The sequence below is a fragment of the Pirellulales bacterium genome (assembly GCA_036499395.1).
Classification (GTDB): domain Bacteria; phylum Planctomycetota; class Planctomycetia; order Pirellulales; family JACPPG01; genus JACPPG01.
Window position 1 is genome coordinate 112,027 of record DASYDW010000134.1, and the last position, 23,757, is coordinate 135,783.

General features: G+C 58.0%; 12 protein-coding genes. 7 read left to right on the forward strand and 5 right to left on the reverse strand.

Features of this window, described 5'->3' with window-relative positions; genetic code table 11:
- Positions 1-349: 349 nt before the first annotated feature.
- Entirely contained in the window at positions 350-10,576 is a 10,227-nt protein-coding gene (locus tag VGN12_28000) for a CARDB domain-containing protein (protein HEY4313325.1), read from the reverse strand.
- 1,217 nt (positions 10,577-11,793) lie between these two features.
- Between VGN12_28000 and VGN12_28005 the strand changes: the two genes are divergently transcribed.
- From VGN12_28005 to VGN12_28025, 5 genes are all read left to right on the forward strand, one after another.
- The gene (locus VGN12_28005; protein ID HEY4313326.1) at positions 11,794-12,696 is read left to right on the forward strand and encodes a zincin-like metallopeptidase domain-containing protein; all 903 of its coding nucleotides are present in this window, start codon (positions 11,794-11,796) and stop codon (positions 12,694-12,696) included.
- 71 nt (positions 12,697-12,767) lie between these two features.
- Positions 12,768-12,998 carry a hypothetical protein gene (locus VGN12_28010; GenBank protein HEY4313327.1) on the forward strand — a complete coding sequence of 77 codons (231 nt, stop codon included), beginning with the start codon at positions 12,768-12,770 and terminating at the stop codon, positions 12,996-12,998.
- Between the two features lie 159 nt (positions 12,999-13,157).
- Positions 13,158-13,448 (forward strand): hypothetical protein, encoded by a 291-nt coding sequence (locus tag VGN12_28015; protein ID HEY4313328.1) that lies wholly within the window; start codon positions 13,158-13,160, stop codon positions 13,446-13,448.
- A 422-nt stretch (positions 13,449-13,870) separates the two neighbouring features.
- Entirely contained in the window at positions 13,871-14,191 is a 321-nt protein-coding gene (locus VGN12_28020) for a LuxR C-terminal-related transcriptional regulator (GenBank protein HEY4313329.1), read from the forward strand.
- Between the two features lie 288 nt (positions 14,192-14,479).
- Complete coding sequence (locus tag VGN12_28025; protein HEY4313330.1) at positions 14,480-15,919, forward strand: PEP-CTERM sorting domain-containing protein; 1,440 nt, start codon at positions 14,480-14,482, stop codon at positions 15,917-15,919.
- A 373-nt stretch (positions 15,920-16,292) separates the two neighbouring features.
- Here VGN12_28025 and VGN12_28030 read toward each other — a convergent pair whose 3' ends face one another.
- From VGN12_28030 to mobF, 4 genes are all read right to left on the reverse strand, one after another.
- Positions 16,293-17,816: an alpha-amylase family glycosyl hydrolase gene (locus VGN12_28030; GenBank protein ID HEY4313331.1), complete on the reverse strand. Its 1,524-nt coding sequence runs from the start codon at positions 17,814-17,816 to the stop codon at positions 16,293-16,295.
- 649 nt (positions 17,817-18,465) lie between these two features.
- The gene (locus tag VGN12_28035) at positions 18,466-19,425 is read right to left on the reverse strand and encodes a thermonuclease family protein (GenBank protein ID HEY4313332.1); all 960 of its coding nucleotides are present in this window, start codon (positions 19,423-19,425) and stop codon (positions 18,466-18,468) included.
- 437 nt (positions 19,426-19,862) lie between these two features.
- Positions 19,863-20,300: a hypothetical protein gene (locus tag VGN12_28040; protein HEY4313333.1), complete on the reverse strand. Its 438-nt coding sequence runs from the start codon at positions 20,298-20,300 to the stop codon at positions 19,863-19,865.
- A complete protein-coding gene (mobF, locus tag VGN12_28045) occupies positions 20,290-22,926 on the reverse strand; it encodes a MobF family relaxase (protein ID HEY4313334.1) in 2,637 nt (878 codons plus the stop codon). Before mobF ends, VGN12_28040 begins: the two co-directional genes overlap by 11 nt.
- Positions 22,927-23,294: 368 nt before the next feature.
- On the opposite strand from mobF, the gene VGN12_28050 reads away from it, so the two are divergent.
- Complete coding sequence (locus VGN12_28050; GenBank protein ID HEY4313335.1) at positions 23,295-23,513, forward strand: hypothetical protein; 219 nt, start codon at positions 23,295-23,297, stop codon at positions 23,511-23,513.
- A gap of 70 nt (positions 23,514-23,583) precedes the next feature.
- Positions 23,584-23,742, forward strand: coding sequence for a hypothetical protein (locus VGN12_28055; GenBank protein HEY4313336.1), 159 nt, complete (start codon positions 23,584-23,586; stop codon positions 23,740-23,742).
- Positions 23,743-23,757 lie beyond the last annotated feature (15 nt).

Genomic DNA, 23,757 nt, shown 5'->3' on the forward strand with positions numbered 1-23,757 from the left:
TTGAGGAAGATTGATCGAAAAGGTCACGAGTTGCCACGCAGACGAACGCCATGCCCAGAGAGGCAACCGGTCGGCAATACGGGTAAGGCACCGCTTAGAGCGGGTCGGGGGCGTTCGCGAACAAGCCATCCCATCGCGCTCAGGCAACTAATGTCACCAAGAGGGCTTAGTAGCCAAGAAGGACGGGAAGAGGGACTGCGCGGCTCAAGATACCTATCGGTGCCCAGCAGCTTGTCTTGGCGACATGTCGCCCATCTACATTGGCAGTCCCAAAAATACGACCACCCAGATATGGGCGGTGTCCGATGACCCCTCTTTTACTTGCCGTCCGGGGGTGCGTCAATCAATTTTAGAGAAAAATCCCAATTCTCTTGATAGGCCCATCGAAGTTCTGTGACGGCGCCAAAATCTCGTCGTTTAGCTCGTTGAGCGCAGCATCGGTATACTCCGGCCGAACCGTTGGTCTGGTGGCAGCCTGTTTCACCGTTGCGGCCACAGGCTGGCTTGCCGATCCGGTCACAAGTGGTGATCCTGAAACAACTTGATTGCCCGAGGGACCAATGGGCGGCGCGACCGGATTGGCAGCGGCAGTTGCAGCAATGAGTTCTGGCGACAGCGAAATTGCCTTCGGAGCCGCCGGCAACAAGACGCGCACTGGACTGGCGCTTTCCGTCAACGCTAATGTTGACGCTGATGCCTCGACTAGTGTTTCTGGAGGCACAGGCTCTTCCGGAGCTAAGACCGCTTCTGCCAACGCCGCATCGTGCAACGCGACGATCGCCGAGGAGGCTCCAGCCGTCGTCGAAATCAATTGCAATGCCGCCGTGCCGCTCGTGCCGTTCTGTTGCGCAATTGTCACGTCTGCGCCGTTCACGGCACCGTCTCGATTGTAATCCCATTGATCCGTGATCGGCACTGGACCGGCCGCCGCGTGGCTGCGCGCGCCCAGGCTGTCGCCAGCATTCACCGCCGCGTCGGTGGCGCTGTTCCCACTATCGCCGACAGCATTCCCGAAATAGAAAACGTCCGGCCTAGCCAGGCCCGTGTTGGCATTGGCCAACATGGTCACCTGCAGCCACTCGTCTTTGATCGCCCCGTCGGCCCAGACCAGTTCGATCCGGTCCGAACCATTCGCACCGGCCCCTTGGCGCAAGATCACGGCTGTTGGCGCGGGTGCGGTCGTCCAGGTCGACGGATCGTTGCTGTTGCCCAATTTGAACGTGAAGTCGGCGGCCGACAGCGCGTCGGCGTTCTCCAGGTTCGAGACATCGATCATGATGCCATTGATGCCCTTCGAGTAGCTTGTGTAGTTTGCGAAGGTGGCCGTTTGGCCGGGCAGCAGGGCTTGTTTGTCTATGGCAATCGCGCCGTCGTCGCTGGCGTTGGCCGTGGGGTCGTTACCGTCGTAGTAGCTGTCGTTATAGAAAACGTACCGGCCCAGGATCGTGGCGGCGGGAATCGTCGTCGTTGCCTCGGCCACAGCCGGCGTAGCTTCGACGTTGCCGGCATTGTCGAGCGCGACGCTGTAGAAGCTATAGGTTTGGCCGGCTTGGCCGGTGAAGGTGGCGCTGGTCTGCGTCGTCGCCTGCTGCCAGATCGCATAGGGCTGGCCGTTGATCGATACATAGACGTCGTAATCGGCCAGGCCCGATCCGCCCGCGTCATCCTGGCCCGACCAACTGACCAAGAAGCTCGGCGAACTGGTCGCCGGCAGCGGGACCACGCTGCTCGTGGGAGGAGTCGCGTCGAGCGTGTTGGCGACGGTGTTGGTGTCAATCGGCGGCTGCGTGTCGAACGTGATCGTCGCCTGATTGCTGATCACCGTGCCCGACGAGTCAACGGCTAAAGGTTTAACCGAGTAGGTCAGGCGTCCTTCGCCGTCACCGGCCGGATCGTCAGGGGGCAAAAAACCTTCGAGCGGACTGACCGGATGCTGGTTGGTCGCGGGATCGATCGTGGCAAACGTCCAATGCACGATTCCCGTTGTCGGATCGATGCCGGCATCGATATCCACGACCAAATTATCCTGGGCCGGGCCGAGTTGTAGTACCGTGCTATAAAACGACCGCCCGGCGGGAACCTGCACGGTGTAAGCGCCGAATGAAATCGTGCCAAGCTGGAAAGTGCGCCAATCGAGGCTACTGCTAAGTTGATCGGTGACAGTCACCACCTGCGCAGGCGCAGTGGCCGACGGTTGATTCTCGAAATCGATCTCATAGGGCAAGGCCTGGTTGACAACGACGAATGCCGACAAGCCGGTGCCGATTGGGCCGATCTTTTCATTGGGGTCGCGCGGAACGACGCAGTTTCCGTCGCCTGTGTCGCCACCGAATAGGCTACCAAGAAAATCGGACAGACTATTTATATAGTCACCGGCCTCTAACAAAGCATTCTGAACGCCGTCATATCCGAAGTAATCCAAAACGTCGAGGGCTGTGATGCCCCAAGACGTAATTTGATCCGGATGATCATAAATCCACTTATCTGCTTCGAAAATGGTGCCCGCGAGTCCAAAATAGCCTTCCGCTGTAAAGAGGCCGATCGTAATACTAAAAAAGGCTCCGTCGTCAAGCCCAGCCCGCAGGTAATTGCCGCTGTTAATGTCATTCCCCAATTCGTCGACTTTGAGCGGGATCTCTGCAATCGTCTGCGCCTTGTCGAGCGTGTCCGATAAATCATCCAGGAATGGACTATCTACAAATTTATTCACATCGTCGACGCCATTCTTTAACGTCCCCAGCACAGAGCTCATTTGCTCCCAGATTGATGGGGCCGGGCCTTGGCTGCCAGCCGTGGTCGTCGGCACCGGCATACTCGACGTAAATCCCCCAAGACTCGCGTTGTAGCCTCCCACTGCGGTCTCTAATTGGCCAGAGTCGTCAGTCGTAATTCCCGATTCTCCTTGGAAGGTAAACGGATTGGACGCGCTGACCCCACCTCCGCTTCCAATTTGGGTTCCGAAGGGTGAATACGCATACGTTGTAATCGGTACTCCGGGACCACCTGTGAGCCCGACAGTTGATCCGGAGTTGTCGTACTCCAAGTAGAGAGTGCCCGTGGGGGTCAGTTCGCTAGTTAGTCCGGCGCCGAAAATATAGCGCGAAGTCGCGGAGCCTTGTTGGTCGTATGCGGCGACGACATCCGGAGTTCCTGATGGGTCGACGAGATATGTCGTCGTAACTCCATTGAATGTAGATGCCACTCGCTGGCCAAGTGCATTGAACGTGTAACTCGTCACACCTTGCGCGTTGACAATCCCGGTCAACTGATTGAGCGCGTTGTAACTGTACGAATTCGAACCGTCGGACAGCAGGTTCCCATCCTTGTCATATGTGTATGCCACGCCGCCGACGCTGGTGTACTCGTTCATGTTGTTGGTCGTGTAGACCATCGTCACGCCGTTGGTCACTGTTGTCGTGCGGTTGCCTACCGCGTCGTAGTTGTAGGTCAGGTCCTGGTTGGCGATCGATGGGTTCGTTGACGCAAAGACAGCATGCATGAGCTGGCCGGTCGAGTCGTAGCTATAGGTCCAGGTGCCGTCGATCGTGGCTTCCGTCGTTTCCAGGCCGAGATTGTTGTAGGTGTAGTCGAAGCGGCTGTTCACTGAGCCATCGGGCGCGTAATTGACCAGGTGCAGCACGTTGCCGTCGGCATCGTAGTCGTATGTGGTGTACGTGCCGTTGCCGTTGAGCTTGTATGTGAGCTGGTCGGCGGCGTTGTACGTGTAGGTGACGATCGGATTGCCGTCGCCATCGGTCAGGCCCGCCAGGCGGCCAGCCGCGTCGTAGCTGTAATTGGTCGTGAAGCCGGTCTGATCGACCATCTGGATGCGGCGGCCACCAGCGTCAAGCGTGAACTTGAGGAACAACCCGCCCGGGTAGTCCACTTCGGTCAACTGGTGGGCCGAATTGTAGGTGAACGAAGTCGTGCCGGTGGCGTCGGTGGCGGTCAGCAGGTCGCCGAAGGCGTCGTAGGTGTAGGTATATTGCGAGCCATCGGGGAACGATTCGGTGGCAAGCTGGCCGCGGCTGTTGTAGGTGTAGGCGATCGCCTGGCCATCTTGATTGATAAACGAGAGCGGGTCCCCTTCCGGATCGAACGTGCTCGTCGAAGTCGAGGCATCGGCGTAGGTCGTGCTAAGCAGGTTGCCGTCGGCATCGTACGAATAGCTCGTCCGGTTGCCGTTGGCATCGGTCATCGATGTGAGCCGGCTATTATTGCCGTAACTGAATAGGGTTGTGTTGCCGAGCTGGTTGGTGCTCGACAACAGGTTGCCAAGCTTGTCGTACAAGAAGGATTGCGTCTGATTCGCCGGGTCGGTGACTTGGCTGACCAGCAGCGTGCTTGGGTCGTAGGCGTAGCTGGTAATGTTGCCCAGCGAGTCCTGCGTCCGGGCCACCAGGCCGCGGTCGTCGTAGAACGTGCGGCTGGCGTCGCCCACGGCATCGGTCGTGGTAACTTCCCCCGGCTGTTCATAGGTGTAAGTGACCTCGTTGGCATTGCCATCTTGGGACGTGGCAAACAGCCGGTCTTCACCGTCATAGGTGAAGTACTCGTGCGTGCCGTCCGGAAATGCAATCGATGCCAGGGAGCTGCCGGGGGTGCTGCCGCCCGGGCCCGATCCGAGGACAACGAGCTGGATTGGCGTGCTGTAGGTATACGACGTTGTGCCTTGCGGCGTCGTGACCGACATCAGGTACTCGCCGGTCGAATCGTACGTGTAAGTCGCGGTGTCGCCGGCCGAATCGACGGCCTTTGTAACGTGTCCCTGGGCGTTATACGTGAAGGAAAGCGTGTCGCCATCGGAATGTACTAACTCGGTGAGCAGGTTTCCGGTGTACAGGGCCGTGATCGTGTTGCCATTGGTGTCGTCGACGTTGACGAGCTGGCCACTGGACGAGTAAGTGCTCGTCGTGCCATCCGGAGCGGTGAGAACGTACAGGCCTTGGTCGAAAGTGAGAGTGTTCGGGTCCCCAGCCTGGGCGACAAAAGTGGTGCTCGATTGCCTGGTGAACGATTGCACGTTCCCGTCGGCCAGAATGGTGACGTTGCCCGAGCTATCGACGCCCAACGATGTGTCCCACTGAGTCGACCATCCATAGCCGAACATGCCGAGCGTAAAGCGGTCTTCGATCGAGGTAAGATATTGCCGCGTCACACCAAGCTGCAATCCCGGTCCTGGCAGTGACAGGTCCTGGCTGGTGGCAAGCACTGGCGGTGTGAAGCCACCCATCGCTTGCTCAAGGATGAACGCGGTGAGCTGATTGACGTCGTCCGTGGCTTCGCCAAGCTGACTAAGGTATGTGGCGTTCAAATCGAGCGCAAGTTGGTAGCTGGCCCAAGAAGTGCCGACGTTGGCCAGGAAATTGTTGACGATCGCCGTCCAGGCGGCCTCGGTGATTGTCGAAGGCCGAGCGCTTGTCAGGAATGACCAGTCGATCGGTGGTTGCGGATTGCTATCGACTAAAATCTCGTAAGCAAGAAGTTGTGGCAGAGGGGGACTGATCGGCGTGGCTGTGATCTGAAAACTCCCCTGGCTGCTGGGCGCCTGGTACTCAAGCGTAATTTGGCCAGTCACGCCTGGCGGCAGAATGCCGGCCGGCCCGGTATTATTAATGCCCAGTACCTCGACCGGATTGCTACTGAACCCAGACTGGCCGACAGCTTGCAGCAACGCGTTGGTGGCAGTCACCTCCAAGAGCGGGGCCTGGATGTCGGTATTCCCGACGTTTGTGTACTGGATAGTTACCGTTCCCGTGGTGCCGGGACGGACGGTGCCTGGCGGCACAACATGCACTTGAAGTGCGCCTGCGGAGCCGCGGTTGACCGTGAAGGCGCCTGAGAGCGTTGAGACGCTACCGTCCTGAGTTGAAACCACGTCGTACTGGCCGGGAGTCAACCCGGCGAGATTGAAAGTGGCCCAAATCGTCGACGAATTGATCCACCATTGCTGGCTGGCAGCGCGAGTTCCTCCCGGGCCTTGCAAAGTAACCTCATCTTGGCCGCTAAGCTGAGCGCCGGTGATGACGACCGTTGCGCTGCCGGCCGTGCTGCCATAGGAGGGACTAACGCCGGTGATGCCATACCCTACAGCGTGGGCCTCGATGGTGTATTGTTGGCCGCTTCCCGCGACGCCGGTTCCTTGCACCAGCACGTAATACACTCCGGCCTGGGTCGCCGGAACGGAGAGTTGCTGCTGTTGCGGGTTGTTCGATTCAACGCCTAATACAGAGTCGAAGAAGAGCGGAGTTGGCAGGGCGCCAAATCGCACCAACACCTGGGCAGAATTCGCCGTGTTGCTGTTGAGCGAGATCGTCAGGCTTTCACCAGCCGGAACAGCGATCGCGTAATAGGCGTTTTGACCACTGGCGATCGTGCCGATTGTAGGCGTGTCCAGGGGCAGGGCAGGTACATTCGCGATACCGATTGTAGCGGTTGACGTGAGCTGATTATTGTCTTCGTCTGATTCGCGGACGTTGTTCAGCACGTCCGTGCGAACGATCAAGTGGTAGTTGCCCGGAGCTATGGCAGGGAGCGGCGCGTTCGTTGAAGCTACATAGGACGCCCCGGGCGCCAAGTCGCCCGTATGCACCACGGTGGCGATCAACAGGCTGGAGGCGTCGAACTCCCCATCGGTCGAGAGGTACACAGAGTCAGACCATTGGCCCACCGCGGCATTGGCGCCGTTGTTGGTGACTGTCCAAGTAATCTGCGCCGACGCAGGCTGCCCTGGCTGGCCCGTCGCGGGAACCGTAATAGCGGTTGGCACAAGATCCGATTGGGGCGCGAAACTGACGGTTACCGCCGTCGAGGAGAACGCGGTATCGTTGGCTGTGGCGCCGTTCTCGAAAACCTGCCTGCCGCTGTCAGCGACGACGAATACGTAATAGGGTCCACTCAGATTCGCGGACAATGTCGTCGTCAGAGAAGCAGTGTAGCTGGCCCCGGCCGGGAGCGCCCCAGTGTGTGAAACCGTTCCCAAGTAGACGGCTGTAGTTGGGTCGAGAAACTGATCGGGGGACAGATAAACCGAGTCATTCCAACCAGCGTTCGGCGTCGCTCCGGCGCCGATGTTGGTCACCTGCCAACCGATCGTCATTGGTTGTCCGGCCAAGGCCGTCCCGGGAGCCGTGATTTCACCGGCAGCCAAATCGGGCGGCGGCGTGAGGGAAACGACAAACGACTTCATGCTTGTGTGATTGTTGGTTGCGCTATCACCCAGCACGGCATTGCCAGTATCCGTGACAACCATGACCGTATACGTGCCCGCAACGAATGGCGCCAGCGAGATTTGCGCGGATTGGCTATAGGAATCGCCGGGCTGCAAGGCGCCTTGATGAATGAACGAACCAACCAGCGTTCCCGGGGCTGCCGCGCCGGGCGCTGCCAGGTAGACTGTGTCAGTCCAGTTCGTCTCGTCGGCTGGCGTCGCGCCGGCGCCCGTGTTCGTAACCGTCCAGGAGACCGTTGGGCTTTGGCCGGATTCTGCGCCGGAGGGGACCTGAATCGTCGCGACTTGCAAATCGGCCGGCTGCAGCGGCGTCACGCTGAATGCGGCAGACGCCGTATTGACGGCGCCTGGATCTTCCGAAACTCCATTATCGTCGTTCGTCGTTACGAAGACGTAGTACGTGCCGGAGAATGTGTCGGGCAGAGCGAAGGAAGCACTATTCGAGTAGCTCGCACCAACTGCCAAAGCACCCGAGTGCGTAAACGAGCCGACGACGATGTTGTCGCCTGCTGTCGCCAGGCTATCGTCCTGCGAGACCACAACTTGGTCCGCCCACTGAGTCGCGGTCGTCGCATTCGGGCCGTTGTTGAGTACGGTCCAAGAAAAACTTACAGACTGTCCAGCGGTCGCCGACGATGGAGTCCCAACCGAAGTAACATCTAGGTCCGAAACCGGCGGTGGTGGAGGCGGGGGCGGTGGGGGTGTAGCGGCCGCGATCAACGTCGCTGTCGATGCTACCGAGATGTTGTTCGCTTCCGCGTCGTAACCCGGAGCTGATTCCTGCACCGCATTGTTGCTGTCAGTGAACACGACGACATAATACGAGCCACTAACGCTTGTTGGGATCGTTACTGACTGCGTATTGGTATAGTTGGCGTTCGCACCCAACGCTCCGGAGTGAGCAAACGTGCCGACCAAAATGTCCGAGCTCGACAATTGCGTCGACGGCGTCGGGGAAAGGTAAACAGTGTCGGCCCAGCTACTGCCCTGCGTGGCGCCGGACCCTTGATTGCTTACCGCCCAACTAACGCTCATCGACCGTCCGGCCTGTGCCGTAGTCGGAGCCGTGAGAGTGGTGATTTGCAGATCGGGTGATGTCGGCGGAGCAGCGAGCACCTGCAGCGTTCCGGATGTGCCTATTGAGGCGGGGCCGACATTATTGGCCTCGGCATCGTATGTCGGCGAGTATTCTTTGACGACGTTGGAACTATCGGTGAACACTAGAATGTTGTAATTGCCCGGAGCCACGCCAGCCGGTACTTTGAACGCTGTCGTGGTTGTATAGCTCTCCGTTGGATCGAGATCGCCAGTGTGCGTAACGGTGCCCAGCAAGAGAGCGCCGCTTGATATCGTCGTCGAGCCATTTGACACCAAATAGACGGCGTCCTGCCAACTGCCGGCGGATGTTCCCGCGAATCCGTCATTGACGACCGTCCACGTCACATTCACCGGCTGGCCCGCCGTGACTGTCTTGATGTCCGCGGTAACCAGCTGCGTAGAGACCTGTAGATCGGGAGACGGCGGAATCTGAATACTCAGCGCGGCCGAACCCTGGTCGCGTGGTGTCGTGCTTCCCCCAATGCCAGTGCCACCGGTCCAGTAGTGAGTGTCGGGGACCGCGACTATGTACCAAGTGCCGGGAGTAACTCCTTGAGGAATGCTAATCGTTTTTTGCGACGTATAGCTATTTCCAGGCTGCAGGGGTTGTGTCTCTGAGTTTTGGTGCCCTCCGAGCCAATATCCATCCACGCCATCCCAGTTAGGAGTCGGACTTAGGGCCAAACCATCATCCCAATAACCGTCATCGCCGGGCGTTATCGGGGCATTGCCGGTGTTCGTTACTGTCCATGAAACATTCACCGTCGAACCGGCGTAAACTGTGCTTGGGGGTGCGGGAGAGACGGAGACGCTTTGGACGTGTAAGAAGCCTTGGGCAGGCGTCACGGGCGCCTGGATGCTGACCGGTACAACGCTGGCTCCGGTATCGTTATTTCCAAACACGTATTCATATTGCGTTTGGTTGGCATTCGTGACAACGATGGCGTAGTAGGAACCGGTCAAGTTACTCGGCACCGTAACCGTCAGCGACTGATTGTACGTGTCGCCCGATGCCAAATAGTCCGGATTCGATGCGCTGCCAATCAATATTGCGCCGGTCAACGACGTGGGACTTGTGGAAAGATAGAGATTGTCAGTCCATTGTGGTACGTCAGTAGCCCCTGTACCTGCGTTGACGACGGTCCAGGAGAACGTGGCGGTTTGGCCGGCAGTAGCAGTTGGCGGCGCTGTTACCGAAGAAACCTGCAGATCAGCGTATGGAGACAGGTAGAGAGGAAACGCCGAACTGGCCAGAATGTCGTTGGCGGCATTAACCTCGGCAGTGCCGTTATTGGAGTTGGTTACCACTTTGATGGCGTATTGCCCACTGATCCCGTTCGGCAGCGTATAGGTGTTCGTCCGCGTATAGTTGGCTCCGGGCGAGAGGTTCTCAGGCCGCCTCAATTGCCCCAAGAACGTGTCAGTCGTGCTGCCCGCCACCTCAAGATAGACTGAGTCGGTCCAGCTTCCCGTTGTCGGACTAGTACCAATGTTGGCGACCGTCCAACTGACCGAAATGGATCGGCCCGAATAACCCTCGACCGGCGGCGTCACATCCGTGACCGCTAGGTCCGCATTCGGAGGAACCGTTGTCGCGGCGACATTGATCAGTTGCAATGCTGTCGCGCCGCTCGTGGCGTTTTGTTGTGCAACCGTTACATCCGCGGCGTTGACCACACCATCGCGGTTAAAATCCCATTGGTTGGTGATCGACACAGGGCCGGCGGCCGCGTGCCCACGCGCAGCCAGGCTATCGGTGGCGTTCACCGTGGCGTCGGTGGCGCTGTTGCCGCTCTCACCGATCGCATTGCCGAAATAGAACGTGTCGGGGCTGGTCAAACCGGTGTTGCCGTCGGCCAGTACCGTCACCTGGAGCCACTCCTTCGCAATGGCGTCATCGCCCCAGGTCAGCTCGATCCGATCCGATCCATTAACACCGGCGCCGGGTCGTACGACGACATCGGTGGGAGCGGGGCCCTGTGTCCACGTTGAGGGGTCGCTATTGTTGCCGACAAAAAACGTAAAATCGGACGCGGAGATGGACGATGAATTGGCCAGGTTGGCCACATCCACCATGATTCCGTTGATGCCCTTGCTGTAGCTTGTGTAGTTGGCAAACGTCGCCGTTTGACCTGGAAGTAGCGCCTGCTTGTCCGTCGCTATCGCCGCATCATCGGCCGCATCATTGCCGTCGTAGTAGCTGTTGTTGTAGAAAATGTCTCGCCCGACGACGGTAGTCGGTGTCATAGTTAACAACAAGCGAGACTCCAAGGGCTCAACAGACAATTGCGCCGAAACACGCGCTCGCTCACGCGCCCGACGTGCAGACTTGGCCCTGCCTTGCCGCCCCATTTTCGACCAAGCGTGCCCCATCATCCGCCTCCTGAGGTCGCTAAAGTGTCACGGTAGTTCATCGCGATGGAATCACAACAGACAGGGCATCGGACTAATCAGTCCGTAAGGCGCCCGTTCGACCGCGGCATTAGACTTTGTGTGAATTGCCAAGTCAATGCACCGCGATCTTACAAACACTGCCCTAACAGAAACCTTACAACGCCCCCCATTATTTTCTCTTACCCGGTGGAATGCCTCAAGGAACCACCGGCAGCGACGGCGCGACACAGGGACCCGAGCAGAGGTTTCAGCCGCTGGAAAGAGGGCCAGCAGCCTCAACTCGGCTTCGGCATTTACGGCTGTTCGCGTAAATCACTGGCTGTCCAGGATGTTGGAGCCGGTCTCTTGATGCTAACCACCGGTAGCCAAGACCGGGTCTGGCGCTGCCCTCTATGTTACATATGCGCAAGACCATAAAAGCGGACAGAGAATCCGCAACAATTTTGCACATTACGGCAATTCGACACCTGACCTATTCCGCGAACAGCCGCCGGTCGGGGGAAAGTTTCCGCCAACACAGCAAGACGGCGGCGATCCCAGGAAATGGCTGTAGCTCCTACGTCAATGAGCGGAAGGAGACTACGTACGCGCTGAATTTCTTACGGTACTACACGCATTGAACTTCGCCGTCGCCCATTTACAAAATATCGCCGTTCAACGTTCGCGATTACGTGTGGTCGTCGAGCGTGCCAGCTTGCCAAAGGGCAACGCGTGCTCGCGCTCTGCTTCGCTACGGTCCTATGGGACTCCCCCTTCCGCCCGGCGGGCGCGTCGGCTGCTTTAAGTAGCCTCTGGTGGACAGCTTCGCTGCCGGGAGGCATCTCTTAAGCGCTCGCGCTGTGACGGGGAATTTCCCCCGCACGTTCAAGGATCAGGCCGAGCGGTGGCACGGCCTCCTCCCCGATCTTCCGCGCGGCGCTGGTCGCTTGCTTGTGCAGACCGGGTGCCCCTCCTCGCCGCCGTCCTTGAGCGTGCTCCCCCTGGTTTTTGGGCCTTCGCCCCCGTTGCCCAAAAGCATGTGCTTTTGATGCACCGGTTTTTTTTCCATTTCAAAGGGAGGAGTTTTCCACATGGTTACCACCACCGATAAGGCGGCACGTCCTGACATTTACACCACGATCACCAACTGCATCATTGAGCAGCTTTCGCAGGGGACCCTGCCCTGGCGAAAGCCGTGGTCCGCCGAGCACATGGCCGGGAGAATTTCGCGGCCACTGCGCTTCAACGGGCAACCCTATTCGGGAATCAACGTGATCGTTTTGTGGATGACGGCCGAGGCGAGCGGGTTTGTGTCGCCATTTTGGCTCACGTATCGCCAATGTCAGGAGCTTGGAGGTTTCGTGAAGAAGGGAGAGCATGGCTCGCAGGTGGTTTACGCCTCGACGTTCAAAAAGAAGGAAGAGAACGACGCTGGCGAGCAGATCGAAGAGGAGATTCTGTTTCTCAAGACCTACACCGTGTTTTGTGCGGATCAGTGCGAGAGCTTGCCCAAACACTATTACCAACTCGTCGAGCCGCCCAAGGAAAAGCTGGAACGTATCGCGGCGGTTGACCAATTTGTCGCCAACATCAAGGCGGATGTTCGCTACGGCGGAAACCAGGCGTACTACTCGCTCACGGGCGACTACGTCCAGATGCCGCCGTTTGAAACCTTCCGCGATGCCGAATCGCAGGCGGCCACGCTCTTGCATGAGCTTGTTCATTTCACGCGGCATCCGTCACGACTCAATCGCGATTTCGGCCACAAACGTTTTGGCGACGAAGCTTACGCCGTCGAAGAATTGACCGCTGAGATCGGCAGTGCGTTTCTCTGTGCCGATTTACAGATCACGCCCGAAGTGCGGGACGATCACGCGGCTTACATCGGGCACTGGCTGAAAGTGTTTAAGGATGATCGACGCGCAATCTTTTCGGCCGCGTCGCACGCCAGCCGAGCGGTTGATTATCTGCACGGTCTGCAGCCCAATTCGTAACCATTGCGTCGAGCCCGGTCGCTCATCGAGCGGGCTCTTTATCGCTCAAAGATCGTAGGAGACTTAACCTCATGTTTTATATCCTTTGCCCCTTTTGCCACGCGAAGCTTGAGATCCCGGCTGACGCCATCGGACTTACTCGAACCGATCTTTACAACGTCATTCATTGCGATGAATGCAACATGAGCTTTGACTACGACGACGAGGAGATCGCGGCCGACACAGTTTTTGATAAAAGCATCCTGCCTGGTGAATTGCCAACCACCTCTGACGATTTATGGTCAGACCAACGCCGCCTGTGAAGCATGCCACGATTCACAAACGGTAGTGGCCGCATTACCGGAACTTATCAACGTAACATAGGCCCTCATTTCGAGGGGCGTCGTATGCGTTTCAGGATATCTAAGCTATTCTTTACGCACTGTGTTTTTATTAACCGTTGACCAGGGGGAAAACGAACCATGGCACGTACGAAGGTGAATAAAGCAGCCAAGATCAGGGAGACGTTTGAACGTCTCGGTCCAGGCGCCCGTCCGAAAGATGTGATCGCCGACTTGGCTGCCGCCAAAATCGAGGTCTCATCGGCGCAGGTGAGCAACATCAAGGCAACGATGGGCGGGAATGGCCGCGGCAAGGGGAAGTCGGGCTCGATTTCCATCGAGGATCTATTGAACGCGAAGAAGTTCATTGCTTCCCTCGGTTCTGTAGAACGAGCGCAAAACGCACTGGCGGCTTTGGCGAAGCTGCAATAGCACCGGCCAGGAAACGCTTCACAAAGCCGCACGGATTGCGGCTTTTCTTTTGCGCTGCGTCGCGTCGAGCATCGCGCTCATTCTGCAGAATGGGCGGAACTCAGGCCGAAATCGGCTGTTTTCTTGCTCGTTCAGTAAAATTCCGTGCTCGCCCTGCGCTCGCTTCTCAACCTTTGAAGGAACGCCTTTATCACCTAGAATGGCTCGTAATCCGTCGCCGCAATGCGATGGTGACAATTTGAATTGACGCGCGAGCGTCAAGACGCTGCCCCACGGAAAACCGGCAAAGTTTATTGGGAAAGCAGTGCCTTGTGCCGCGCCCCGAAAGGGGCGTCGGCCAGGGTGCGCTTCCCATGCCCCTTGCCGGGGGTTCCGTGGGCGTCCTTGGTTCGACGCCCTCTTTACTTTTCGGGAACCCGGCCATGACCAAGCATCCGGCCAGCGCGCTCGGCGATCACGCCGATTTCTTGCCAGAGCTTCCTCTCGCTGGCGAAAGCTGGCGGATGATCTTCGGCCATCTGCGCCTTTCGCCAAGGCAGATCGAAATCACGCGACTGATGCTGCGAAGCGCCAGCAACCTGCAGATCGCGCAGGTCCTTGGCGTCAGCGAAGGAACGGTTAAAACGCAAGTGCAGCGGATATTCAATCGCGCCTCTGTGCATGACCGCATGGAGTTTGCCATGCGCGTACTGGCCTTGTCACACGAACTCGCCGACGGCCGCCCTTGTCATCCGGTCGGTTGACACCTTGTCGGCTGTCGCCTTTCAGACGACTTTTATCTTTTTTTACGCTTGCTTACTCTACAGTCCGCCTTCCGACCGGTAACGTCCAAACTTGGTGCTAATGAACTAAGCCCGCCTTCTTGATCGTGCCGCACGGGGTTTCGTGCCGGTTGCGATATCTACCTTGCGGGCAATTGCGGCGAACGAAGCGGACACCAGTTCCCTTCGCGCGCATCCAGCGACAATGTGCGGCCCGCGCACGTAAGCGTCGTCACCTTCATACACAGGCATCCATGACAAGGGGTTATCATGCGCGCTACGGATTCGCATCCGCGTCGATATTACCATTCAAAGATCGCGTGTTCAGCCGTCGCAATCGTTCTGACGTTTGCATTTAACGGTGGGTCGGCCGCAGCTGCGCCGATCAGCACGCTTTTCAATACCGGCGTGGACGATAACGGAAAACCACTCCCCGATGGAACGATCGGCGACGCGCACTACTCGCTTCTATCGGCACCGCAAGGAAGCACCTCTCAGATTGTCGTGCTCGACGACTACAGCAAGGAACCTCTCTCTTTTTACAGCGGCGAGCCGCAGGACAATCTGTCCACTTGGATTTTGCCAAACCAGCAGACATTGAACGACGGCGTAAACGGCGAGTACGAGTACCGAACGACATTCACCCTGAGCGGGTTCGATCCGGCCACGGCCCAGATTGTGGGCATGACGAGTTCGGATAACTACGTTGCCGAAATCGACCTAAACGGGGTGCCGATCGGTAGCGGCTATTCATCGCCGCCCTTAAACACAAATCAGTTCGCCGCCGGCTACCTACCCTTTAGCATTTCCGAGGGTTTCCTACCGGGAATCAATACGATTGATTTCTGGGTCACCAATACGCCGAATCCGCCGTTCGACGGCTCGGCAACCGGTTTGCGAGTGGAAATGACCGGCACTGCAAGCGTTCCCGAACCGGCGACGTTCGTACTGGCGGCCATGTCCGTGCTGATCTTGCTTTTTGGAATCGGAAGACGTAAGAGGCTGGCGATCATGCCGATCATCGCCGTCATCGCAGTGGCCGTTCAGCCATCACAAAGTGTTGCCACTACAATCATCGTTCCCGGTCAAGCGAATCCATGGCTGGCCGGGACGCCCGACGGTACGATGGGCGGCAACGGATTTGACACCGTACCCGCGGAGTCTCCCATAGCGGTTAGCGGATTGATGATTTTTGGCGGCGATGTTCTGACCTTCTCGGTCAGCGGCATTGTATCGCATGGGGACGACGATCCGACGGGGCATGGACCAGACGGGGACCTTAACGATATTTTGCGCCGGGATTCCGGCGCCGAAAATGGCATTGCCGATTTACGAGCGCCAATCGATGCGCTGATCGGTGTCTTCCTGGACAACAGTGCCCCCAACTCACTTTCGGCGCCACCATCGCTTGATTTTGCCAGCCAGGCCGCACGCGATTTCTTAACTCTTTCGCCCGGACTCCGGCAACCATTTTATATTGGCGACGGGCTGACGTCGTTGGGGCTTGTGCAGCAAATCATTGCGCCGGCGGGGGCCACGCGGCTTTTCCTGGGCGACATGGACGGGCATCAATGGTCGAATAACACGGGCGAATTCATCGTGAATTTGCCCGAGCCGTCTATGAGAGCGCTGGTCAGTGTTGGAGTCATATCGTCCCTGCTTGCTCTGCGGCTGCGAACACACGTTGACTCAATCGCCGCGCGCTCATGATTGTTTGCCGGACGCTCCGCACATCACGGAAAGCAGGTTATTGTGAAGCATGAGCTCCCGTGTATCCAATTGGCAACGCTTGCGATCCGCAATGGACCCACCGGCAACGTACCATGTGGTGAGTGGTAATTGATGTAGGGTCATCCCGACATGTCTAGCTCCTCGGTTACCAAGGCCGCTCGACCGGCGCTCAGCGAAACGGGAATGCTGGCCTCCTGAATCTACGGCAGTCTGTGGCGGAGTACGGCATCCGGCCGTGCGACTGCGTATTTTGGGATTCGCGGGTTGTCGATGGCGGAGGAACGCTAGTCCATGGGTTGCATATCGCAGCCGCGGAATTCCAAAAGCGATCGCACCTCGCGGAGATCCCGAATCACTGAGACAGGATGACAATGCTATAGGGCCCAATACCTACATTAGCATTGAAAGCGAGTCCATCCTTCCCGCCGGGGCTCGCAAGCGTATCGAAGCTGTCGCCGTTCTCGAAGCTCGGATCATAAACCTTCGCGCCGCTATTGAATCGGACATGCCACAAACCACCGCGGGGAAATCCGATATTCAATGCGGCCTGCCGATTGTTCGATAAATTCGCCGCCACGACCACGTCATCGCCTGCATCGCCGTTCTCCCAGCGGTGATAAGCGAGCGTCTTATTGCCGTCGTCAACGTGGAACACGTTGAGGTTCTGGCCGGTAAGCCCGCGGGACTTCCCGGCGACGTTGCGCCGTAGTGCGATGAGATCACGATAAAGCTGCACTATGCCGCGGTACTTCGGATTTTCCGCACGGCCGAAATCTACGGGCGTCTGCGACTTAAACCCAAAAGCGCGCGTGTCGAGCATTTCCTGGCCCTGAAATAACATGGGTATGCCGGGGGCCGTGAGCAAGATGCCGGCAGCGAGCGTCGAACGTCGCTTGGCAAAGACGCTTTCGGGGTCATTGACGTCGATCAACGCCGGCAGCCGGGTCTGCTTGTCCGAATCGTCAGGATGGCCGACCTTGTCGTGATTCTCAGTATAAATCACTCTGCTAAAGACATCGTTATTGAGTTTCAGCTCCAGCGAACGCGTGACGTCTTGCAGATTCCGATCTTGGTCATTGACCGCAACCATGGCCCGACGAACATTGTAAAACAACGTGTCGTCCCACTGGCTATTGAATTCCAACGCGGTGGGATCGGCGTCCGTACGGTTGACGATTTCGCCGTAGCTCTGCAAATCTTCAGCGATCGAAAGCTTCTCAGGCGCGGTGGTGCGATAAGCCGCATTTATCTCGCGCAGCAGCTGGATGCCCTCGGCGTTATTCTCCCGGCCATTTCCCTTGGCGTAGGTACGGATATCGCGAGTGTCGTCAAAGCGAAGGCCATCAACGTTATAGTCTTGCAACAATGTCAATGCATTGTCGGCAATGTACTGGCGCACTTGTGGGCGGCCGAAATCCGGACGCGGCCCGAAGCCAGTGTCAACGCGGTCGCCGCCATAGAGATAAATGCCGTTCGGTATCGAGGCCAGCGAAAAGCCACCGAAGCGCTTGAGCAGATTGTTGCCTACCAGGTGGTTGTAGACCACGTCGACGATGACAGCGATATGTCGCAGGTGGCATTGCTTTACGAATTCCTTGAAATCGTGGGGTGTTCCATATTTCGATTTGATCGCAAAAAGTTGTACCGGGTCGTAACCCCAATCATGGTCGGTGGGTGTGTGGTCCGAAAAGAGCGGGTTCTGCGTAACTGGCATCACCTCCACGGCGTTGATGCCGAGCTGCTGCAAATAGTCGAGCTTGGCAATGGCGCCGGCAAAGTCGTTGTTGAAGGTGCCTATGTGCAACTCGTAAATAACGATGGTGTTGAAGGAAGGGACGTTGAATGCTGGAAAGTCAAAAGCCTGATCGACGATCACCGATTGTGGCTTGTCGTCGTTGCCGGGGATACCAAAGCCGTCGGGCGGAGCGAAACCCGTCAACTGCTGGGCGTAGGGGTCGTTGAATTCCTTGATTGTGCCGTCGCATTGAACGGCATATCGATAGCTGTCGCCGGCATGAGTGCCGGGGACCGTCACCCTCCATACCGTGTCGTCTGCGCTTGTATGCCCGTCCTCCTTCGTCATGGCGAGGGGCGTGCCGCCCTTGATCTTGACGGCTACCGCATCGACAAATGGCGCCCAAACGCGAAACGTGGTCGTGCCATCGCTCCGTAGTGTCGCCCCCAGCTTGTCGGCCGACTCGGCCGCCCCAGCCGGAAAGGCGAGCAGGATTGTGACAAAGAGACTTAAAAGGTAGCGGTTTACTCGCATGATGTTTCCTCCTCGAGCTTCGTCGGATGCCCATTGAATGCCACGGCCAGGAAGTCACGGCCTCAGCGCGAATTGATTTCAGTCTGAAGGATTAATCTCGTGAGGCGAGTTCCTAGTGTCGCGAATGACGCGGCATGTGGTCCCGCCGCACGGCCATAAAACTTAGTGCGGACGAGTTCGCGGACGTTCGGGGAGTACGATGTGACAGGAAGGATACAATCATCAAGGATCCAGCCCCTTTGGCGAATTAAGGAGCCTAGCGATGAGGTCGCGAACGCGTATGAGGGTGGACGTAGGTACCGTTTTTACGGAAGTAACCGCGAACCTGCACACGATCGCTTTCCCCACTTGAAAACGACGGCACATCGAAGCCGCCATCGTGATGAGATGATGAGACGGTGGGCCGTACAGGAGGCGCTTGATACGAAGGAGGTGGGGACGCTGGTTTGGCGACCTTTACCGCTTCCTCTCTTTTTCGAAAATCCCACGGCGGAATCGGATCGCTGGCAATCCAAAGTCCTACGCGTTTCTCGCGCGCTCCGGCCTCCGAGTCGGCGAGCACGGAAGAGAAATCTCCTGGCAGGTGCCACGCGTGGCCGCCATCAACCAGTCGTTTATTGATCCAATCGTGGGCAACAAATACGTCGCCCAGCACGAATTCCGACGTATCGGTGTCGTTCCATTCTACAAGGACGTCACGACCATAGGTTCGGGAGTTCAGTTCTTGCCGAGACATGTCGCCATGTGATTGATGATTTTCGGGAGCATCGATACCCAAGAGCCGGATGCGATGTTGCCTCTTGTCTCCGTAAATGAGTGTGAGGGTATCGCCGTCGCTAACGCCAATCACTTTACCTATAAGCGTGTGGCGGGACGTGGCATGGCTTTCGACGTAACGCTGATCGGCTGCGGATAGCCGCGACATATGAACGCCGACAATAGCGCCGTCCCGTTTTTTGACGAAGACGAGATCCCCGCGCAGCTCGATAAAGACCGCCTCGGAATGGAACTTGCCGGTATCGTCGGACCAACTGCGAAACTCTTCCGCGATCGAAGGCTGAACATCGGCCGTTTGAGATTGCGGCAGCGTGTTAGCCGCAGCAGCAGTTGAGTCCAGTGGTTGAGTAAGCTGTCGCGAAGCCGGCGCCTCGGTGAAATCGCAGCCGGCAAGAATAAGCAGCAGATATGCGAGTGGTCGCCAACGTTTTTTATTCACGCTCACTTTTTTGGGCCCTAACACGTATCGCCGAATCGCTTTCCTGGCCCACATAAAGGCTTCTGGCTTTAGCCGCTCTCAATTGAGATGTGTCGCGCGGCGACGACATTGACACGATCCCGTCCAAGGCGATTGCGGTGCCTTTGGCGATTGTCGACCGCGTAATGCAGGGAGCAACGTTCAGCCGGTCCACAGGGGTCGCGGCACACGACATCCATAGCGACTACTTCGATGCCAATTTACTTACGCCGGGCCGTATTACAATGTTACGCAGGTTATTTCGGAACGCTCTTCCATCGACCGAAGGTCGACTGGTTGCCATCCCCCACATGGAGGCGAGCGTCCACTTACACGAGTCGAATCAGATCCGCAAAAAAACTCGCCCACTCGACCCGTTTTCATGGAACTGTATGCGCTGGGCGTTCGCAAAGTTCAGCTTACGACATCGGTACGGCGAGCTGACCCTTTGAAGACTGGCCGCCTGACACTTCAAGCTTCTCGATGATTAGCGCGGCGCGACCTGCCCGCAAGGCCGCCGGCGCGCTGGCCTCCTGTATCCAGGGCACGCGGTGGCGAAGGACTGCATCGAAGAGTCGAATGTTGGGCCTGATTTCTGCATTAAGATTCTGACCGATAATCGTCACTTTGCGCCCGCCAAAGGACAGGCTCATTCCCCGGGAGGCATCGAATTCCGCTTGATGCAGCCAGGCATAGCCCAGGGCGAACCGCCGGCCATCCTTGAAGCGCAGTTCGAGCATCAAAGCGCGGTCATAAATGCCGCGCAGAAACCCAAAGGGCCCCAGGTCGACGATGTCCTGTTCCTCGGGTTCGTTGGTTTTTGCCGTCGCATATTTTTCGAGGAGGTCATCTTTCATAGACGTAGGGCTCCCGCTCGCGCTGTCGCACCGATTCTCGTTCGGGACGCTCATTCTCCCGCCAGCGCTCGATTTGCCGCTGTGGAATGTCATGGACGAATTCGGTAGCAGTTAGCCGTTCGTCGGATCGTCTGACCGCATCGAGCAATTCTTCCTTATCCTCGGTGTAAATACGAACTTGCTCGGTGCCGCGGGATGTCGAGACGTAAAACTGCTCGCTCGAAGACGCCGCGAAACTGACGCGTCCCTGCGCCACGAACACACGTTCGAACGTCTTGCCTTGACTGGCGTGACTCGTGCTGACGTAGCCGTGGGCCAGATGCCCATATTCGCTGCCGACGAGCCAGCCATTGTCCAGCACAACGTTGCCGGCTTCATCGAAATGATGAACGCGGTATACGGCACCATTTTCTAACCTGTGCCGTTCGTCGGCGGTACGGCCATTGTGCGTAATGCGCACGATATCTCCCTCGGCTAGATTCAATTGCGTTGTTCGGAAGACCTGGAATCTGGCCGCCTGGTCTAGCGGCAGCACGGCGTCCGCTTCGACCACCAGCCGCTCACCGCGCCGAAATCCCTTGGCGTTCTGATGGAAGACCAGAACGTCGCCCGGCGCGTAGTTGATTCGATCACCTCGTTCGGCCTCGGTCAGATGCGCGTTTTCTAACCGCACGAATGTTCGCTCTTCCGACGAGAGTTTTCCGGATTCGCGCGAGCCCTCGCGAATCCGGCGCGTCACACGGGCGCCTTCCAGGTGCGTCGGACAAACCACGAGAGCCGTTTTATCGTCCTGGACTGCTTCAAGGTAATCGGCGGCAATCTTTTGATAACGCTCGCTATAGGGAAGCTCCTCGATCCATCCAAGGCGATCGAGCCGTTCGTAGCCTTCGAGCATACGATGCTCGCTCAAAGCCTGGATCGCCTCGCGATATTCCAATCGCTCTTGCCGCTGGATGCGATTAACCTCGGCCGGGATGATCCCGGCTTCGGTTTCCAGCATCCGCAGCACGTCGCCGCGAGCGACGGAACCATGCTGATACCGATCGCCCGAAAGCAGGACTCTTGCATCCAGGCGATCGGCGAGCGCCAAGACCTCGGCGGTCGTGCGGGAATCCATCAGCCCGGCCTCGTCGATCCAGATGAGCTGTCCGGCGCATTGCTCCTGCAGCTTTTCATTGACAAGCAATGTGGCCACCGTCTCGGCGTTGGTGAAGCCATCGTTGCGCAGCACGATGCGGCTGGCATCGGTCGACGGCGCGAAGGCGAATACCTGCGTACCGTTTTCCTCGATGGCGCGGGCAGTCTCCGACATGAGGCGCGTCTTACCGACACCGGCAGCGCCGCGCAAAGCGACGAGCCGGTCGCGCGATGCAAGAATATGTTTGACGGCCGCTTGCTGCTCGGCGCTGAGTTCTGTGTTTTGGAAGTCCTGAAAATCGCGTACGAACGGCGCACAGGTCCCTCGTCCGTCCCGGGCAAAATCAATGATCCGCTGTTCTTCGGCCAATACGTGAGGGGTCGTCACCATCCGTCGGCCTTTGCGGTCACCCGTGATGAAGTCTCGGCCGGCTGCCTCCTCTTTAACTTCCGCCACGGTCGCTTGGCCCACCGAACGTTTCAAGGCGGTGGCCAAGAGATGTCGCTCCGGCACCACGCTCTTGCGGGTAAAGACATGCTCGGTGGCGTAATCGACCGCGCGCAGGGGCGCTGTCGGATCGGCCGGCTCCGCGTCGCCGCCGAGCTTGCCCGCCAGCTTGTCGAGCGCCGCCCGTTCCGAGCCCGTCATCCGCTCGTTCCAGACGCGCTGCAGCTCCTCGAATTTGAGATCCTTTTGTTTATGCTCACGCGTCCTGCCACCCAGTTCCGCTTTGAGTTCCGGATCGATGATTCCTTTTTCCCTGGCCAAATCCTCGATCTGCTGCGTCCGCCGCGAGAACTTGTCTACCAGGTCGCGGTCGATGCCGGCCAATTCCCAACCGGTCTTGGTTCGTTCGATCGGCAAGCCCAGTTCGTGCAGCCGATGTGCGAACCGCGAATGGAACAACGCCTCGAAATACGGCGCATCACGTTTGATTTCACGGAACTGTCCGGCCTTCCAACGATTCTCCTGCGAATCGAAGGTCGTGTTAAAGACGTAGCAATGTCCGTGCAGCAACGGGTCTGGAACGCCATCCACGGGGCGTGATGTCAGATGGATATATTCGCCCCACACCATATTATGTGTGGGACGATTGTCGTCCCTGCCGCCCTTACGCACGCGGGTGGCCATGTCCTGCTCGACGTCCTGCATGGTCTCGTCCATCGAATCGCGAAACGCTTCGACGATCCGTTCATCGTGCGTCCGGGCGAAAAGCAACGACACACTTTTAGGTACGTGGAAGTTGAAGTCATAGCCGATGGTGCGATCGTCCTTGCGCCGCACGGTCAAGGTCTCGCCGCTGGCCGGGTGGCGATTGTCGCAGAGAGCTTCCCAGTCCGGTTGTTCGATGGTGCCTTCCAGGCCCAGCAGACGCGCGCCGTCACCGCGCCAGCGGCCGATGGTTTCTCGTCCTTCCGAATAATAGTCGGCCGTCGAGAAGTAACTTCTCGCGTGGTTCAAGCTTCGGCTCTGCATGATCCGCAACATGAAGAACTATACGCATCAGTCCAGATATTTCTTCGCAAAAATCTTTCGCGAACGCTGACTGTCTATCATTGGCACAGCTCGTCTCGCCTTGGCACAGTTGTGTGTGTCGTCAAGCAGAAGCTCCTCGCTCTTTCGTTAACCCGTCCACATCACGGCCTTCTTGTCTGGCACTTACGAAGCGTCGCCGGTCCCGCAAGCAGAAAATACGGGCTGCCTCCCATCTTCCGCACTGCGTTTGTGCAGACGGGCCCCTCCCGAATTTTCCGCGTGCAGGATCGCACAGATGCTCCGGCTAACACGCTTCGTTGGTGGTGCCTGCAAGGCCGCGATGGGCGTGGCCGGTAACTAGAAATGCGAAGGAGATCTTTATGTCAGACAACAACACCAGCGAACAGGCGAAGACGGGCAAGGCCCCGAGCCACGCTGTCTATCACGTCCGCGAAATCGAGGGTCGCCAGAAATCATTCTGGACTCGCTACGGCAGTGCGTGGGCGCATGCCGACGGCAAGGGCTTCAATGTCCAACTCGAAGGGGTTCCGCTCGACGGCCGGCTCGTTCTCCGAGTGGCCTCGGAAAAGAAGGACTAACCATCGACCGGGCGGGCGCAGGGAAGCGCCCGCTCCGGTTCTGTAACTCAACTAGGAAAGGAATCAGACTATGACAATGACATCCAACCCTACCGAGCACCTGCCGATCCCCGAGCTTGTTGCCCTGCTTGCAAACATCTCCGAGGGTATCGACCCTGAATTCGACAACACGTACGAGGAACTCGAACGCGAATTCGCCGCGACTCGCCTCACCTTCGACCACATCTGACCGGAAAGGAATCCG

Bases quoted from the DNA above. Each gene is read 5' to 3' on its own strand.
- VGN12_28000 (HEY4313325.1), bottom strand. From the start codon at position 10,576: ATGACACCGACTACCGTCGTCGGGCGAGACATTTTCTACAACAACAGC.
- VGN12_28005 (HEY4313326.1), top strand. From the start codon at position 11,794: ATGGTTACCACCACCGATAAGGCGGCACGTCCTGACATTTACACCACG.
- VGN12_28010 (HEY4313327.1), top strand. From the start codon at position 12,768: ATGTTTTATATCCTTTGCCCCTTTTGCCACGCGAAGCTTGAGATCCCG.
- VGN12_28015 (HEY4313328.1), top strand. From the start codon at position 13,158: ATGGCACGTACGAAGGTGAATAAAGCAGCCAAGATCAGGGAGACGTTT.
- VGN12_28020 (HEY4313329.1), top strand. From the start codon at position 13,871: ATGACCAAGCATCCGGCCAGCGCGCTCGGCGATCACGCCGATTTCTTG.
- VGN12_28025 (HEY4313330.1), top strand. From the start codon at position 14,480: ATGCGCGCTACGGATTCGCATCCGCGTCGATATTACCATTCAAAGATC.
- VGN12_28040 (HEY4313333.1), bottom strand. From the start codon at position 20,300: ATGAAAGATGACCTCCTCGAAAAATATGCGACGGCAAAAACCAACGAA.
- mobF (HEY4313334.1), bottom strand. From the start codon at position 22,926: ATGTTGCGGATCATGCAGAGCCGAAGCTTGAACCACGCGAGAAGTTAC.
- VGN12_28050 (HEY4313335.1), top strand. From the start codon at position 23,295: ATGTCAGACAACAACACCAGCGAACAGGCGAAGACGGGCAAGGCCCCG.
- VGN12_28055 (HEY4313336.1), top strand. From the start codon at position 23,584: ATGACAATGACATCCAACCCTACCGAGCACCTGCCGATCCCCGAGCTT.